This window comes from Streptomyces sp. NPDC018019 (genome assembly GCF_044327805.1).
Classification (GTDB): domain Bacteria; phylum Actinomycetota; class Actinomycetes; order Streptomycetales; family Streptomycetaceae; genus Streptomyces.
Genome location: NZ_JBIRGD010000044.1, coordinates 14,174 through 28,542 on the forward strand (window position 1 = coordinate 14,174; position 14,369 = coordinate 28,542).

16 protein-coding genes are annotated in these 14,369 nt (G+C 72.1%); 6 read left to right on the top strand and 10 right to left on the bottom strand.

What is annotated here, in order from left to right; all coding sequences use genetic code 11:
- Positions 1-275 precede the first annotated feature (275 nt).
- The 4 genes from ACH4FX_RS40050 to ACH4FX_RS40065 form a co-directional block, all read right to left on the bottom strand.
- Entirely contained in the window at positions 276-836 is a 561-nt protein-coding gene (locus ACH4FX_RS40050; protein ID WP_398486450.1) for a lasso peptide biosynthesis protein, read from the bottom strand.
- A complete protein-coding gene (locus ACH4FX_RS40055) occupies positions 833-1,108 on the bottom strand; it encodes a PqqD family peptide modification chaperone (protein WP_398486452.1) in 276 nt (91 codons plus the stop codon). Before ACH4FX_RS40055 ends, ACH4FX_RS40050 begins: the two co-directional genes overlap by 4 nt.
- Before the next feature lie 49 nt (positions 1,109-1,157).
- The gene (locus tag ACH4FX_RS40060; protein ID WP_398486454.1) at positions 1,158-2,873 is read right to left on the bottom strand and encodes an asparagine synthase-related protein; all 1,716 of its coding nucleotides are present in this window, start codon (positions 2,871-2,873) and stop codon (positions 1,158-1,160) included.
- 71 nt (positions 2,874-2,944) lie between these two features.
- On the bottom strand, positions 2,945-3,058 hold the full coding sequence (locus ACH4FX_RS40065; protein ID WP_398486456.1) for a lasso RiPP family leader peptide-containing protein: 114 nt from the start codon (positions 3,056-3,058) through the stop codon (positions 2,945-2,947).
- 205 nt (positions 3,059-3,263) lie between these two features.
- Between ACH4FX_RS40065 and ACH4FX_RS40070 the strand changes: the two genes are divergently transcribed.
- Complete coding sequence (locus ACH4FX_RS40070) at positions 3,264-4,292, top strand: ATP-binding cassette domain-containing protein (protein WP_398486458.1); 1,029 nt, start codon at positions 3,264-3,266, stop codon at positions 4,290-4,292.
- Positions 4,289-5,161 carry an ABC transporter permease gene (locus ACH4FX_RS40075; RefSeq protein ID WP_398486460.1) on the top strand — a complete coding sequence of 291 codons (873 nt, stop codon included), beginning with the start codon at positions 4,289-4,291 and terminating at the stop codon, positions 5,159-5,161. The genes ACH4FX_RS40070 and ACH4FX_RS40075 overlap by 4 nt, the downstream gene beginning before the upstream one ends.
- Before the next feature lie 111 nt (positions 5,162-5,272).
- Here the strand turns inward: ACH4FX_RS40075 and ACH4FX_RS40080 are convergent, their stop codons facing one another.
- Entirely contained in the window at positions 5,273-6,331 is a 1,059-nt protein-coding gene (locus ACH4FX_RS40080) for an alpha/beta fold hydrolase (RefSeq protein WP_398486462.1), read from the bottom strand.
- Between the two features lie 538 nt (positions 6,332-6,869).
- On the opposite strand from ACH4FX_RS40080, the gene ACH4FX_RS40085 reads away from it, so the two are divergent.
- The 3 genes from ACH4FX_RS40085 (at position 6,870) to ACH4FX_RS40095 (ending at position 8,479) form a co-directional block, all read left to right on the top strand.
- On the top strand, positions 6,870-7,295 hold the full coding sequence (locus ACH4FX_RS40085; RefSeq protein ID WP_398486464.1) for a cupin domain-containing protein: 426 nt from the start codon (positions 6,870-6,872) through the stop codon (positions 7,293-7,295).
- 73 nt (positions 7,296-7,368) lie between these two features.
- The gene (locus ACH4FX_RS40090; RefSeq protein WP_398486466.1) at positions 7,369-7,935 is read left to right on the top strand and encodes a TetR/AcrR family transcriptional regulator; all 567 of its coding nucleotides are present in this window, start codon (positions 7,369-7,371) and stop codon (positions 7,933-7,935) included.
- A 169-nt stretch (positions 7,936-8,104) separates the two neighbouring features.
- Complete coding sequence (locus tag ACH4FX_RS40095; RefSeq protein ID WP_398486468.1) at positions 8,105-8,479, top strand: hypothetical protein; 375 nt, start codon at positions 8,105-8,107, stop codon at positions 8,477-8,479.
- 61 nt (positions 8,480-8,540) lie between these two features.
- On the opposite strand, the gene ACH4FX_RS40100 is transcribed toward ACH4FX_RS40095, so the two are convergent.
- The gene (locus ACH4FX_RS40100) at positions 8,541-9,824 is read right to left on the bottom strand and encodes an FAD-dependent oxidoreductase (RefSeq protein ID WP_398486470.1); all 1,284 of its coding nucleotides are present in this window, start codon (positions 9,822-9,824) and stop codon (positions 8,541-8,543) included.
- A 73-nt stretch (positions 9,825-9,897) separates the two neighbouring features.
- On the opposite strand from ACH4FX_RS40100, the gene ACH4FX_RS40105 reads away from it, so the two are divergent.
- Positions 9,898-10,902 (top strand): helix-turn-helix transcriptional regulator, encoded by a 1,005-nt coding sequence (locus ACH4FX_RS40105; RefSeq protein WP_398486472.1) that lies wholly within the window; start codon positions 9,898-9,900, stop codon positions 10,900-10,902.
- A 90-nt stretch (positions 10,903-10,992) separates the two neighbouring features.
- On the opposite strand, the gene ACH4FX_RS40110 is transcribed toward ACH4FX_RS40105, so the two are convergent.
- The 4 genes from ACH4FX_RS40110 to ACH4FX_RS40125 form a co-directional block, all read right to left on the bottom strand.
- A complete protein-coding gene (locus ACH4FX_RS40110; RefSeq protein WP_398486474.1) occupies positions 10,993-11,868 on the bottom strand; it encodes an amidohydrolase family protein in 876 nt (291 codons plus the stop codon).
- A gap of 323 nt (positions 11,869-12,191) precedes the next feature.
- The gene (locus tag ACH4FX_RS40115) at positions 12,192-12,611 is read right to left on the bottom strand and encodes an ATP-binding protein (protein ID WP_398486476.1); all 420 of its coding nucleotides are present in this window, start codon (positions 12,609-12,611) and stop codon (positions 12,192-12,194) included.
- Positions 12,612-12,797: 186 nt separating this feature from the next.
- Positions 12,798-13,190 (bottom strand): FhaA domain-containing protein, encoded by a 393-nt coding sequence (locus ACH4FX_RS40120; protein WP_398486477.1) that lies wholly within the window; start codon positions 13,188-13,190, stop codon positions 12,798-12,800.
- Between the two features lie 106 nt (positions 13,191-13,296).
- Positions 13,297-13,746, bottom strand: a complete 450-nt coding sequence (locus ACH4FX_RS40125) for an ATP-binding protein (protein WP_398486479.1) — start codon at positions 13,744-13,746, stop codon at positions 13,297-13,299.
- Between the last annotated feature and the right edge of the window lie 623 nt (positions 13,747-14,369).

Here is a 14,369-nt window from a genome sequence, read left to right on the forward strand (position 1 = left end):
CTTGCGGCCCCTGCCGGGCCGCCGGCCCGGCAGTCAGCGGAAGGACCCTTGGAAGTCCGGCCCCGCCGCTCCACTGCCGGGCCACGGTTGTGGACCTGCGCGCGGCAGCGCCTCTGCCGCGCCTTCTCGACTCTTGGCTACGAGCACGAGATTAGCCCCGGTGCACCCTTATGTCTACTCCCGGCAAGATAGATTTCCTCATTCGGGTGAAGCCGGGCTGCTGTCGTCCAGGCAACCGGAAAGGTCCCTCGGTGCAGACGGCACGGTGGCACGCCTCAGTGGAGGGCGGCGCAGCCGACGCGCTGGAGCACCGTGTGTCCGCTCTGGACGACCGGGACGTCGTTGAGGACCTCGCCGTACAGCTCGGTCCAGGAGTGGAAGGCGAACCGGGCGCCGATCGACGACCGCTGCCGGGCGATGACGGTCTCGGCCGGCAGCCCGATCGCCGAGAGGTAGACGGCCAGCCCGAACGATCTGGCCAGGCACAGCGCGTTGGGGGCGGCCAGCCGGATCACCAGTTGGCAGCGGGGCAGTTCGCGGCGCGCGACGCGGAGGGCCGTCGCCTCCGGCAGGGAGCGGTGGGCGCCCGGCGCCACCGGCAGATCGCGCAGCCGGGTCTGCGCCGCTCCCCAGCCGTGCCTGCTCAGGTCCCGCAGCGCCCGTGCCGTGTGCGCGGCGGCGGTCAGCCGGGCCGCAGGGGATGTGCGGGGCGCGGGTCCGGCGGCGCCATCGCCCCACAGCAGGAAGGCCCAGTCCGCGGTGGGCCGGGGCGCGGCCGTCCGGTGGGCCGTTCCCCGGTCCGTGGCCGCCGGGTCCGGCATCGCTGCGTCCGTCACGGCGCCGCGCCGTCCGGTTCGGCGAGCCGGCTCTCGGCGAGCTGGGCGGCGAGCGACCTGATGCCCTCGCGCAGTTCGCCGTCGGCGGCGTCGATGCGCTCGGCCAGCTGGCGTACGGCCTCGTCGTACGTGTCGCAGCGCAGGGCCGTCTCCAGCATGGCGGTCGCGGTGGGGTTCAGCTCGAAGTAGACGCCTTCGGTGGTGTCCAGGAGGACTCCCGTGCCGTCGGCGGGGTCGAAGACGGTCTGTTCTGCCAGGCGGATCAGCGGCATCTGGGTCTCCTGTCGACGGGGCCGGGAACCGGCGGCGTGTGTCCGGGCTTCACGGTCGGGGCGTGGGGGCGGGCCGGTGGTCCAGGCCGCGCAGGAACAGCTCGACCATGGCCGTGCACAGCAGGTTTTCGGCGTTGCGGCGCAGTGCGCGCGGGTCGGCCAGGACGGCGGCCAGGCGGTCCGGATCGACGATGCCCAGGGCGGTCAGCCGGGTATCGGGTCCGCCCAGCGTGTCCGCGATGCTGCCCGGGTGATGCAGGCACCACGTCTCGTCCGGCGAGCCGAGCCAGTCCCGCCCGTAGTGACGCCACACGAGGGATGGAATCCCCCGGCGGGCGGCGGCGAGGCGCAGCACGGGCTTGTCGATGGTGCGCCCGGCGTACGGGATGACCCGGTAGGCGTTCGGCAGCCGGGCCGCCAGCCGGCGCAGCTCCCGGCCGCCCCAGGGCTTGGCGCAGTGGATGCCGTACGGCCGCCAGACCGTGAGGGCGAGGGTGTGTTCCTGCGCGGCCGAGTCCAGTTCGTACCGCTCGGGACGGGCGTCGGGCAGGGGGACGAGGAAGTCGCTCGCGCGCTCCGTCTCGGCGTCCGCTTCGGGATCTTCGTACAGCGAGTACCCGGGGCGCAGGCTGCGGACGATCCGGCTCAGCTCCCAGCGCGAGCCGAGCAGGCCGCCCGCCATGGCCCACCGCTCGCGGTACGGCACGTCCGCGACGGCGATGTCGTACAGGCCGTAGCGCAGCGGGCCGAAGACGATGTCCCCGTCCAGGCCGGTGAGCACCGTACGCACCCCGTCTCCGGCGATCCGGCGGGCCGTCAGGTCGAGGCGGCGGAACCAGACGTGGTTGAAGGGCAGCGGGAAGTCGCGCTCGGCGGGGAAGTAGGGCTCCGCTTCGCCGGGCGGGTCCACCGTCACCAGCGGGACCGACAGCGCGCGGCACACCTCGCGCGCCCGTGGCGACTCGTCGGCGAGCGGGTCGGGGCTGTGCATGTGGTAGGCGGTGACGTCGGCCCCGTGGTCGGCGAGCGCGGCGAGCACGGCGGCGGAGTCGACGCCTCCGGAGAGCAGGACGCCGACGCGGCCGCCGGACGCGTAGCGGCGGGTCTCCTCCCTCAGCAGTTCGTAGGCGACGTCGGCGTAGCGGCGCAGCGAGGTACGGCGCGGCAGCGGCAGCGCGTCGATCTCGTCGTAGGTCTCGGTGCGCGCGGACCGGCCGTCCGCGACGGCAAGCCGGCCGGGAAGCAGCCGGTCCAGGTCGGAGAAGACGAAGACGTCCTCACCGCGGCAGGCGCGCCACAGCGCCTCGCGGTCGAATTCCGGTGGGCCGTCGAGGAGGTCCCGTGGGTCGCCCGACCACCGGGTGCAGCCGTCCGAGGTACGGAAGAAGAGCTGGTCGGGGCTGCACACACCGCGGAAGAGGACGACGCGTCGGGGCGTGACGACGGCGCCGGCGAGTTCCGGGGGCAGCCGGCGGAGCGCGGTGCAGCGGCCCCGCTCCACGCCTTGGATCACCTGGGCCGCGAGGTCCGGTGTCAGCTCGCGCGGCGCCGGGCCCACGAGCGCGAGGACGGCACCCGGCACCGGCTGGGGGATACCCGGAGCGGGAGCGGCCGTACCGGCCGGTACCCACTGACGCACATGGCTGCCGGGCGGGCGGGGGCCGCGGCGGGCGTCGAAGGGTACGTACGCATGGTCCACGGCGGTCGTACCGGCGACGATCTGTCCGGAACAGCCGGGAAACTCCGTCGGGTGCTGGCCGGCCATCGTTCTCCCCGGGGGTGTCGTCCCATGACACGGGGCGGAGCCGGCCTGACTCCGCCCCGTGCCGAGTGGGTTCAGAGGAGGTTGCCGTGGCCGAACAGGTCGGGTGTGCCCCGTCGCAACTGTCCGGTCAGCTTCTCGACCCGTCCGATCCGGACGACCTTCGGAGGCGTGTAGGGCAGGCGCATCACTGTCACCTTCCTTCTGCTCATCGGGTCGATACCGCCGAGGGGCAAAGCGGCATATAGGATATTTTTCCCTCTGTTTCTAGCTTGCGGGGTGGAGCGTGCCACGTCAAAAGGAAGCGACCGGGTGAGCCCGGCCGACGGAAGGGAACGACCGGGAGAGCCCGGCCGATGCGGTGGCCGGCCACCGCGCGCCGGGGGCCCGGCGGTGACCGGCGCCGCCTGTCACACCGGTGACGCTGCCGGGTACGCGATCTGCGCCCACGGACTGACCAAGCGGTACCCCGGCGCCGAGGCGGTCCGCGGGGTCGATCTCCACGTACGCCCCGGGGAGACGTTCGCCTTCCTCGGCCCCAACGGCGCCGGCAAGACCACCACCATCGCCATGCTCTGCGCCCTGGCCCGCCCCACCGCGGGCCACGCGCGCGTGGCCGGAGCCGACATCCGGACCCAGCCGCAGCAGGTGCGCCGCGGCGTCGGCCTCCTGTTCCAGCACAGCGCCGTCGACCCCGACCTCAGCGCCGAGCGCAACCTCTACCTCCACGCCCGCCTCTACGGCCTCTCCCGTCCCCACGCCCGGGCCCGCGGCGCCGCCCTCCTGGAACTGACCGGGCTGACCGCACGCCGCCGGGACCGTGTACGCACCCTCTCCGGCGGGCTCCGCCGCCGTCTGGAGATCGCCCGCGCCCTGCTGCACGAGCCCGGCGTGCTCTTCCTCGACGAACCCACCGTCGGCCTCGACCCGCACGCCCGCGCCCAGATCTGGGACCACCTGGCGCGGCTCCGCGCCGACCGGCACACCACCGTGTTCGTCACCACCCACTACCTGGACGAGGCCGAACACTGCGACCGCATCGCCATCCTCGACCGGGGCCGGATCGTCGCCCACGGCACCCCGGCGGCCCTCAAGGCCGCCATCGGCGACGATCAGGTACGCGTACACACGGCCGACGACCCCGCGGCGGCGGCCGTCCTGCGGCAGGACCTCGCTCTGCACCCGGTCACCGGGGCGGGCGGCCTGACGCTCGCCGTGGAGGCGGGCGCGCAACAGGTCCCCCGGGTGTGCGCCGCCCTGGCCGACCGTGGCATCCCGGTACACGCCATCACTGTCACGGAACCCACCTTGGACGACGTCTTCTTCCGCCACACCGGCCGCCGCATCACCCCCGGGCCCGGCAACCCGACCCCCGGCCACGATGACGCGCCACCCGGTCACGGTGCGGGGAGGCGGTGGTGACGGCCCCCGCGGAACCCCCCGCGTCACCGGGGCGGCCGGCCACGGCAACGCCCGCCACCGACACTCCGAGCCCCCTCCTACGGGAACTGCGCGCCGTCCACGCCCTCGTCCTGCGCGACCTGCTGCACATGCTCGCCCAGCCCACGCAGACCGCTCTGATGCTGGTCCAGCCCCTGCTGTTCCTGCTGCTCCTCGGCGGGGGCCTGGCCGCCCTGGTGCCTGCGACGGCCGTCGGCGGCGACTACCGCGCCTATCTCTTCCCCGGGGTACTGGTGATGACCGTCCAGACGCCCGCGGTGACGGTCGGGATGCGACTGATCACCGACCGGGAGAGCGGCTACCTCCGGGAAACCCTGATGGCTCCCGTACGCCGTTCCACTCTCCTGTACGGAAGCTGCCTGGGCGGCACCACGGAGGCCACCGTCCAAGGCACGGTCCTCCTCGCCACCGCGGGCACCGTCGGGCTGCCCTACCACCCAGTACTCCTGCTCTCGCTGCTCGCCACCATGGCACTCACCTCGTTCGTCCTCACCGCCCTGGCGGCGGCACTGGCCCTCGGTATCCGCAGCGTGGAGTCCTTCCACATCCTCCTCAGCCTGGCCCTGATGCCGCTGCTCTTCCTTTCCGGCGCGTTCTTCCCGCTGACCGCCCTGCCCGGCTGGCTCACCCAACTGGCAACCGCCAACCCTCTGGCGTACGCCGTCGACCTCCTGCGCCGCGGCATCGCGCAGCACGTCCCCGGCCCGACGGCCGCCGGGGTGCACTGGGGCGACTGGCGTGTCCCGGCCGCACTCGAAATCGTGGTCCTGGCCCTGCTGGGCATGGGCGTACTGCTCTGGGCCGCCCACCGCTTCGGCCGGCGGGAGTGAGGCGCGCGCCGACGGAGACGCGGCCCTCGTCCTGGGCAGGGGGCAGGGGGCAGGGGGCAGGGGCGCAGGGGCAGGGCGGCGTCGCCTCCGTGCCGCCCCGTCTCCGCACGGTCAGAAGTGATCCACGTCCACGACCGCCCGGGCGAAGGCGGCAGGAGCTTCCCGCGGCAGGTTGTGGCCGATGCCGGCCAGGATGCGGTGTTCGTACGCGCCGGTGAAACGGTCGCGGTACGTGGAGCCGTTGCCCGGTGCGGTGAACGGGTCCCGCTCGGCGTCCAGGGTGATGGTCGGCACCGTGATGACCGGCCGGGCGGCGAGCTGCTCCTCGTAGCGGTCGTAACGGCGCTCGCCATCGGCGAGGCCCAGCCGCCAGCGGTAGTTGTGGATCACGATGTCGGCGTAGTCGGGATTCTCGAAGGCTTCGGCGGTACGGGCGAACGTGGCGTCGTCGAAGTCCCACGTCGGCGAGACGGTCCGCCAGACCAGCCGGCACAGTTCACGCCGCTTGGTCTCGTCCTCCATGGCGCGCCGGCCGCGCTCGGTGGCGAAGTAGTACGGGTACCACCAGGTGTGCTCGGCCTGCGGGGACAGCGGCTCCTGCTGCGCCTCGACGTCGGTGATCAGGTAGCCGCTCACGGAGACCAGCGCCTTGACGCGCTCCGGCCACAGGGCGGCGATGATGTCCGCCGTCCGGGTGCCCCAGTCGAAGCCGGCCAGTACGGCCCGGTGGATGCGGAGGGCGTCCATCAGGGCGACGATGTCCAGGGCGACCGCGGACTGCTGGGCGTTCCGGAACGTGGCGGAGGAGCGGAAGCGGGTCGTGCCGTGGCCCCGTAGATACGGGACGATCACGCGGTAGCCCCGCGACGCCAGCAGCGGGGCCACGTCGGCGAAGCTGTGGATGTCGTAGGGCCAGCCGTGCAGGCAGATGACCACGGGCCCGTGCGCGGGGCCCGCCTCCGCGTAACCGACGTCGAGCAGTCCCGCCGTGACGTGCCGGATCCGGTCGAAGGACGGGTGCGTGCCGGGGGTGACCTCGGGGAGGGTGGGGGCCCTTTCGCCTCGGCGAGGAGCGGCGAGCGCGGGGGAGATCTGCGGGCCGGTCAGCGATACGGCGGCCGCGCCGGCGCCCAGCGCCATGGCCGTGCCGAAGGTGCGCCTGTTGATCATGTGGGCCTCCGATTGCCGTGGCGTCGCGGGCGGAGCGTGCGCTGACTCTTGCAGGCGGCGCGTCACCGGTCAAGACGGTGACGTATGGCGAGGTGTAGGTGGGGTGCCACGTGAGCGGGTCCGCTGGGCGGTGTTTGTGCCCTCCTGTCAATCCCTCGCGTGTAAAGGCGTGTTCGGGCCCTGTCCAGGTCTGGGGGAAGGCGGGGTGGTCGGCGTGTGTGGTGCAGTGGCCGTCGCGGCGACGTGCCTGACAGCGCTTTCAGGCCATGTATGTGCACGGCACCCGTACTCCGGTGCCGTGGCTGTGTCGCCGGCCGAAAGCCCAACGCGTCAACCGCTTCTGACGTTGACGTATGCTCCGCGGGCCCTGCGGCCGCAAGTGCGGGCGCAAGGCGGCCGGACAGCGGGCGGGCGACGTGCGGACGCCGGAACGCGGCTCACCGACCTGGCCGAAGACGGCCCTGTACGAGGTGGTGGCGAGGTGCGTAACGTACCGGGCAAGTAGAACGAACGTTCTTTCTCTCCGAAAGGCACGCCCGTGCTCGATCACCATGCCCCGCCCCCTTCCAGCGGCCCCGCCGCACCCGCCCCGAGCCCGCCCGCCACCGCGCCGACGGCGACCGTCACCGCCCCCAACGGCCCGACGGACGGCGTCACCCGGACCGAACTCCAGCGGCACCCCTCACCGGCCAAGGGCTGGCTGACCGTACAGACCGTCGTGGAGATCCCCCGGAACAAGGAGTCCGGCCGCCACAGCCACCCCGGAGTCGAGGTCGGATACATCGTGCGCGGCGACGTACTGATGGAGTTCGACGACGGCCCCGCCCAGCGGCTGCACACGGGCGACCCGTTCTTCATCCCGTCGGGAGTCATCCACAACGCCCGCAACGTCGGCACGGTGACGACGATGATGCTGTCCACCTACGTCATCGACGAGACCAAGCCGCTGGTGACGACGTACTGAGGTACGTGCCCGGAGCGCGTATCCGAGGTGACGGGCCGACAGGCGCCGGCCGGCCATCCGTACGCTGGTGGTCATGACTTCGAGCGCCAGTGGGACGATCCATCCGCGTGAGCGGCTGCTGAACATCGCGGGAAAGCTGTTCTACGCGAACGGGATCCACACCGTGGGCGTCGAACAGCTTGTACGGGAAGCGGGCGTGACCCGGGCCACCTTCTACCGGCACTTCGCCGGCAAGGAGGGCCTGGTCATCGCGTACCTGCAGGAGCGGGACGCCCGGGTGAAGCGGGCGGTGGAGGCCATCCTCCAGGCACACCGGGGGCGCGACGCCCTGCTGGAGATCGTCGCCATGATCGCCGACAGTGTCCTGCGACCGGAGTTCCGCGGCTGCGGATTCCTCAACGCCGCTGCCGAGTTCTCCGACCCGCAGCATCCCGTACGCGTCTGCGTGGCCGAGCACCGCAGCTGGTTCCGCGGCGTCCTGCGCGATGCCGCGCGCGACGCCGGGCACCCCGACCCCGAACAGGCGGCGCGGGCGCTCATGGTGCTGCGCGACGGGGCGATGGCGGCCGCCTACCTCGACGATCAGCACGATGTCGCCCGCACCCTGCGCCAGGCGGCCGAGACCATCCTCGACTCCTGACGAGAACGGTTCGTAAGGCGCCTTGCCCGTGACGTGATGCCCTCTTACCCGCTTTCTTGACCGCATGAGGGCGGTACCACAAGGGACGGCAGATCCGTACCGTCCACCTCTACAAACCACCCCACCGATAACCACCCCACCGTTCGACTCACCCACTCAAGGCGGAGACATGACGAAGACATTCGGCAGATACGCGGCGGTTGTGGGCGGAGCCCTGGCGAGCGGGCTGCTCGTTCTCGGAGCCGCAGGATCGCCCGCCGGCGCGGCCGAACTCCCCGGCGTGACCTTCTACACCGGGACGAACGCCACCGGGACCGCGATCAAGGCCGACCTCACCAAGGTCGGGGAGTGCCAGGAACTGACCGCCCCCGTCCGGTCCTTCCGCTCGATTTCCGAGCGGAGTGTGGAGGTCTACTACAACGCCGGCTGCCGCCCGGGCGCCCCCGGCACGGACGGCGACCTGGTCTTCGTGGTGGGCACGCTGAACACCGGCGACTTCTCCTATCCGGGCCTGAGTTACCGGGTACGCGGGGAAGCGAGCTGACCCGCTCGTGACCCGCCGGCCGCGGTGCGCCGAGCCGCGCGGCTCGTACCGGCGCTGATCGTCAATGACGCAGCCGGGCGGTCGCGGCCAGCAGCGGGATGAGCACGGCGGCAGCGGCGGCGCCGGGTGTGGTGTCGGTGGCCAGGACCAATCGGACCGTGCGCATGGCCAGGGTGAGGACCTCGCTGCCGCGCCGGCGCATGCCCGCCTCGAACCGGCTCACGGCTTGTGTTGACGTGATGCCGCCGGCGGTGACGTCGCCCAGGTGCCGAAGCAGGGCGGCCGCATCGCGGATTGCCGCGCCGGCCCCCATTCCGGCCGTCGGGGGAGTGGCGTGGACGGCATCGCCGAGCGCGGTGATCCGGCCCGCGGGCCACGGCGCGAGATCGGTGGCCCGGGTCGAGGCGGCATTGAACCGGTACGCGGCCAGGCTGTGCGGGGCGGCGCGGGCGATGACCTCCAGTGTGTGCTCGGCCCAGCCCCGCTCGCGGAACCGTCTCACCAGCGCGGCCTGCAACGCCCCGCCGCGCAGGTCGCGCAGGGAGTCGGTCGCGGCGGTTTCGGGGAACATGGCGCCCCAGATGTAGGTGGGGCCGGTGGTGACGGACATCCGCAATTCGGGGGCGTCGAGCGCGGCGTTGCCGACCGGGTCGAGGAAGCCGATGTACAGGGCCGCCCCTCGTGGGCCGATCGCCAGCCCGGACCGTGCTCCGAGCCGTTGCCGTTCGCTGGGGCTCAGGTCGGAGCGGAGGGTGCGGCCGGAGAATCCGATGATGCCGGCGGGCCTGTTCGTAGGGCGTCCCGCCAGGTGTTGGGCAACCAGGGAGTGGGTACCGTCCGCGCCCACCACCAGATCCGCCGAGACGGCTGCGGCGTCGGTGAACAGCACTCGGGGCTGCCCGTCGGCGCCCTGGCCGACGCCGGACACGGTCCGGCCCAGGTGCAGGTTGCTGCCGACCGCCTCGGCCAGCAGCGTGCGCAGGGTGATCCGGTCGATGTCGACGCCGGCAGCGCCGCTGAGATCAGGCCCGCGGCCGAGCAGCCGGCCGCGGCGGTCCCAGAACGCGTCGCGGTCGCGCAGCCGCAGCGCCGAGGCCGACGCCAGCAGCCGCCGCATGATCTGTGGCGCCACCAACTCCCGCAGCGCCGACTGGGCCCGCTCGTCCAGGGTGATGTGGTAACCACCCGTCGCCGCCACGTCGGTGTCGCGGTCGAACACCGCCACTTCGTATCCCCGTTGGCGCAATCCCGCCCCCAGCGCAAGCCCACCGATTCCGCCACCGACCACGACAACACGCATATCGAACCGTCCTCTTCCGCCACTGCTTGCCCGTACTTCTGCCATTGCCTTCCTGTACGGGGCTCACAGTGACACCAGTAGTGGACACCGAGTGGCCACGACCGGTCATGATGGGCCGATGGCGAGCACTTCACGACGGGCACTGCGGCTTCTGTCCCTGTTCGGATCGCGCCCACTGTGGCCGCTGCGCGAGCTCGCCACCAGGCTCGACGTCAGCGAGCGCACCGTACGCCGGGACATCGAGACGCTGCGCCGGCTCGGCTACCCGATCACCACCGTTCACGGCCCCGATGGCGGGTACCGGCTCGGCGCAGGACACCCCCTCCCGCCACTTGTGTTCGACCACGATCAGGCCCTCGCGGTCGCGGTGGCCCTCCAGACCGCGCCCAGCACGGTGTTCGGCCTGGGAGACGACGCGGTGCGGACGCTGAGCACCCTGGAACAGGCTCTGCCGGCGGCGTTGCGGGCCTCCATGAAGTCCCTGCGTCTGACCAGGCTGCAGAACTACTGGGAGTTCCTGGCGCCGCCCATCGACCCGACCGTGCTCACCGCCGTGGGAGCCGCGGTACGCCACCGCCACGTCCTTGTCACCGAAATGCTCCGCGCCGATGGCTCACGTCCCGAACCCGGCGACGGCGACTTCCTGCCCGCCCGCCGCATCGAGCCCCACCATCTGGTCGTCTGGGCCGGCCGGTGGTACGTGGTCGCCTACGACCTCGAAGACGACCAGTGGCGAGTACACCGTGTCGACCGGCTCCGCCCCCGCCCCACGACACATCCCTTCGGCGCACGCGAACTCCCGCACGGCGACCTCGCCCGCTTCGTCATGAGCAGTCACGACCGCGGCGACACCCTCGCCGCCTGGCCGTGCACCGGCACCGCGCTCCTCGGCCTGCCGGCCGACGTCGTCGCCCGCTGGGCACCAGGCGGCTCGGTCGTCGAACACCTCGACACCGAGCACTGCCGGCTCACCCTCGGCGCCTGGTCCTGGGCCGGCGTCGCCGGAATCCTCGCCACGTTCGACACCGGACTCACCGACCTCCACCCGCCCGAACTCGCACAGGCGTGCCGGCGCATTGCCGACCGACTGGCGATCAGCGCGGACGCCGAAAGAGAACCGTAACCCTCTCTCATCAAGCGGCTGTTCGGGCTCCGTTCCCCGCCCCACGCTTCCCCTTCCCCGTTTCACACTCCCCTCCGTGTGGCTATACGGTCAGAGATCGAAGACCCGCCGGGCGTTGCCGGACAGGAACAGCTCGGCGGTCTCCTCGTCCAAGCCCAGCTCGTCGAGGTGTTCCAGTGCCTGACCAGGGCTGATCATGGGGTAGTTGGTGCCGAACAACACCTTTCTGCGGCCTCGGCCGCGCAGGTAGTCGACCAGCTCGCGCGGGTAGCGGCGAGCGGTGTAGGCGCTGGTGTCGATGTACACGCCTTCGTGCTTGTCGGCCACCGCGATCATTTCCGTGGTCCACGGGTAGCCGATGTGCCCGCACACGATGGTCAGCTCGGGAAAGTCGAGCGCGACCTGGTCGATGTAAGGGATGGGGCGGCCGGTCTCGGACGGGCGCAGTGGGCCGGTGTGCCCGACCTGGGTGCAGAACGGGATGCCGAGTTCGACGCAGGCGGCGTAGAGCGGGTAGTACAGCCGGTCGGTGGGCGGGAGCTGCCACAGCCAGGGCACGACCCGCAGGGCCACGAAGCCGAGTTCCTCCACGGCACGGCGCAGTTCCCGTACGGCCTGCACGGGCCGGGTGAGGTCGGCGCCGGCCACTCCGCGCAGCCGGCCGTCGGACTGGGCGACGAACTCCGCCACCTCATCGTTGCTGATCAGTGCCCCCTGGGGCCCGTACCAGGCCGCGGCCAGCCCGATCTCGACATCGGCCGCGGCCATCGCCGCCACCGTGTCCCTGACCGGCATCGGCTCCTCCAGCAGGCTCCGCCCCGTCCACCGGCGCAACGACTCGAACATCGCGTCGTTGGAGTGACGGAGCGTGGGGTGCTGCATCCACGCATCGATGACCGGCATCGGGTTGCCTGCCTCTCTCCTGGCGCCGCCGGCCATACCGCGCCGGAGCGGCTGAGCGATCACTTGCCGCGACCCTAGCCGGTACATGTCACCCATTCCCGCCCCCGCGAGCGACTCCGCGCCGTGCGTCGAAGAAGGCGGTGCGCTGCTGCGTCGTCCGAGCTCGCGGGGCAGTACGAGGACGGTTTCGGAGGGCACTACGGCAACGTGTGAAGTGGCTCGGGCCATTGCGTAGTGCCGCCAGGAACAGAAAGCCCCCGCTCGGCCTCGCGGTCGCAGCGGGGGCGCTGTTGCCTTTTCCCAGGTGCCCATGGTCCGGCGGTGCAGGTGCTGGATGTCGGCGGGCCGAATCCCGGCTTCCGTCCGCCCCGGTGCGGCCGGTGCGGTCAGGCGGGGCTCAGCCGGGCCCGGACGGTCTTGCCGCCTCGCGGATCGTTGAGGACGTCCAGGTGGCGGGCCAGGGCGTCGACGATCACCAGGCCGCGCCCGTGCTCTTCGGATGCGGCAGCCGAGCGCCGGCGCGGCCGGGTGGGCGCGTCATCGTGGACTTCGATGGTCAGGTGCCCGCCCGGTGCGACGGACAGCCGCAGCCGGCAGCCGCTACGGGCATGGAGCGTGGCATTGGTGACCAGCTCGGACACGACCAGTGCGGCGTCGTCGGCGCCTGCCGGGGTGAGCGCCGCGGTGCCGTCCCGGGCGAGGAAGGCGGTGGTCAGCCGTCGCGCCCAGGAGGCGGCGGTCTTCGCGTGCGGCAGAAGGTACTCGTCGCGGGCGGTGCGGTTACGGGCAGGCTGACGCGGTGGCATGGTGCTCACTCCCCCTCCAGAACCCGTACGGCGCTTGCCGGTTGGGGCGCCGGGCCACCGGGGCGCGGCGGCCGGTTCTGCACTACCGGTATGCCCCGCCAGGTGGACACCAACCGGTCCCGGCGCCCGTTGTCGGCAGGCCGGTGGTGACCGGACAGCGGGGAGCCGGGGCGCGCGGGCCGTCGCTCAGAGCCGTACGGGGCGCGCGGCGGGGGTGATGCGGCTGTGGATGCGGTACCGCTCGTGCGCCGGTACGGGGGCGGGGGCGAGGCGTACGGTGACGGGGCCGGCGAAGGTATAGGCGCGGGCCGCCGCGTGGCCGCGGACGACGGCCGCCAGCTCCCGCTCCAGCGGCGCCACGGCGCTCCGCAGGCGGCGGTGGCTGGTCTCGGGCACCTGGAGGACGAAGGTGTTGGGCGCCACCACCCGGCCGCGGCCCATGATCAGGGTGTGCTCGTCGCAGGACCGCCGCAGTATGGTCACCACCTCCAGCGGGTCGCGCCGTGCCGCGCGCCGGCGCCGGTGCCAGCCGAAGGCCCAGCGGTCCATGCGCTCTTCGAGGCTGTTCAGGATGCCCATCTTCGGCGGCTGCCCACTGGTGAGGGCGCCATGTTGGCCCGTTCGGGTGATCGGGGATTCCGGCAGGCCACGGTCCGTGGCGGACCGGTCCGATCGGCACGCGAGCTCAGCGGGAGAGCCGGGCGCGGATCGTTTTGCCGCCCCCGGGACCGGAGGTGATGGTGATGTGGCGGGTGAGCAGGCGGATCATTGGCCAGCCGAAGCCGCCGCTTTCGCCGTTCAGGTCAGGGGTGCGTTCGCGTGGGCGGACCGGGCTCGGGTCGCTGACCGAGACGGTCACGCTGCCGGGCGCGGCGGACAGTTCGAGGCGGTAGCGGCCGCCGCCGTGGCGCAGGGCGTTGGTGACCAGTTCGCAGACCACCAGGACGAGGGTGTCGGCCAGGGCGGGATCGCGTACGGGGTGGAGCTGCTCGGCGAAGGCCTGCGCGGCCCGGCGCGCGTCGCGGACGCCGGACGCGTCGGCGCCTTCCACCACGGCCGTCATCCCGGCCGTCACAGGGGCCGTCGCTGGGGCTGTGACCGGGGCCGGTGTGCTGAGGGTCTCGGTGTCGTTCATGCGGGTGCGCCCCATTCGTGGTCGGTCGTGCCGCAGGGAACTGCCCGGAACTGCCGGGAAGTGCTGGGAACTGCATATGCCCGCAAACGTCTCCGTCAGTCCCGAAAGCGCCCGCCATCACACGTTCCCGGTACTGGCGAACACCAGAACCATGGTCTGCCAGCACGTAAAAAACTGCGTTCGCCGTGATAGACATCCGCGCTGCCCGGGGCTATGGTTGTGCTCGTAGCCAAGAGTCGATCACGGCGCGGCAGGACGAACTGCCGCACGAGCAGTGCCCGAAGGTGTGGCACGGCAGTGGAGTGGCGGGCCCGATGGATCCGCAGATGGGCCCGCCACTGGCTGCCGGGCAAGCGGCCCCCGGGGCCGTGAACCCCACCGCATGACGGGCAGTACCGCAGAATCAGCAACACGGCAAGGAAGAAGGAGGCAGACGCCATCGGGATCGCCCGGGCGAGGAAGAGTCCGCCCGGGTACCGCAGACCCCGAAAGGACAGGTGGTCCCCGGTCACACATCCGCGATCCCCGCACGCCCCGTGCCCCCTCCCGGGCAGTGGCCTGCGGATATGAAGAGCCGGTCGAGCAGTCGGCCGGTAGATGGTGTTGAAATCCCTCCGGGGCCC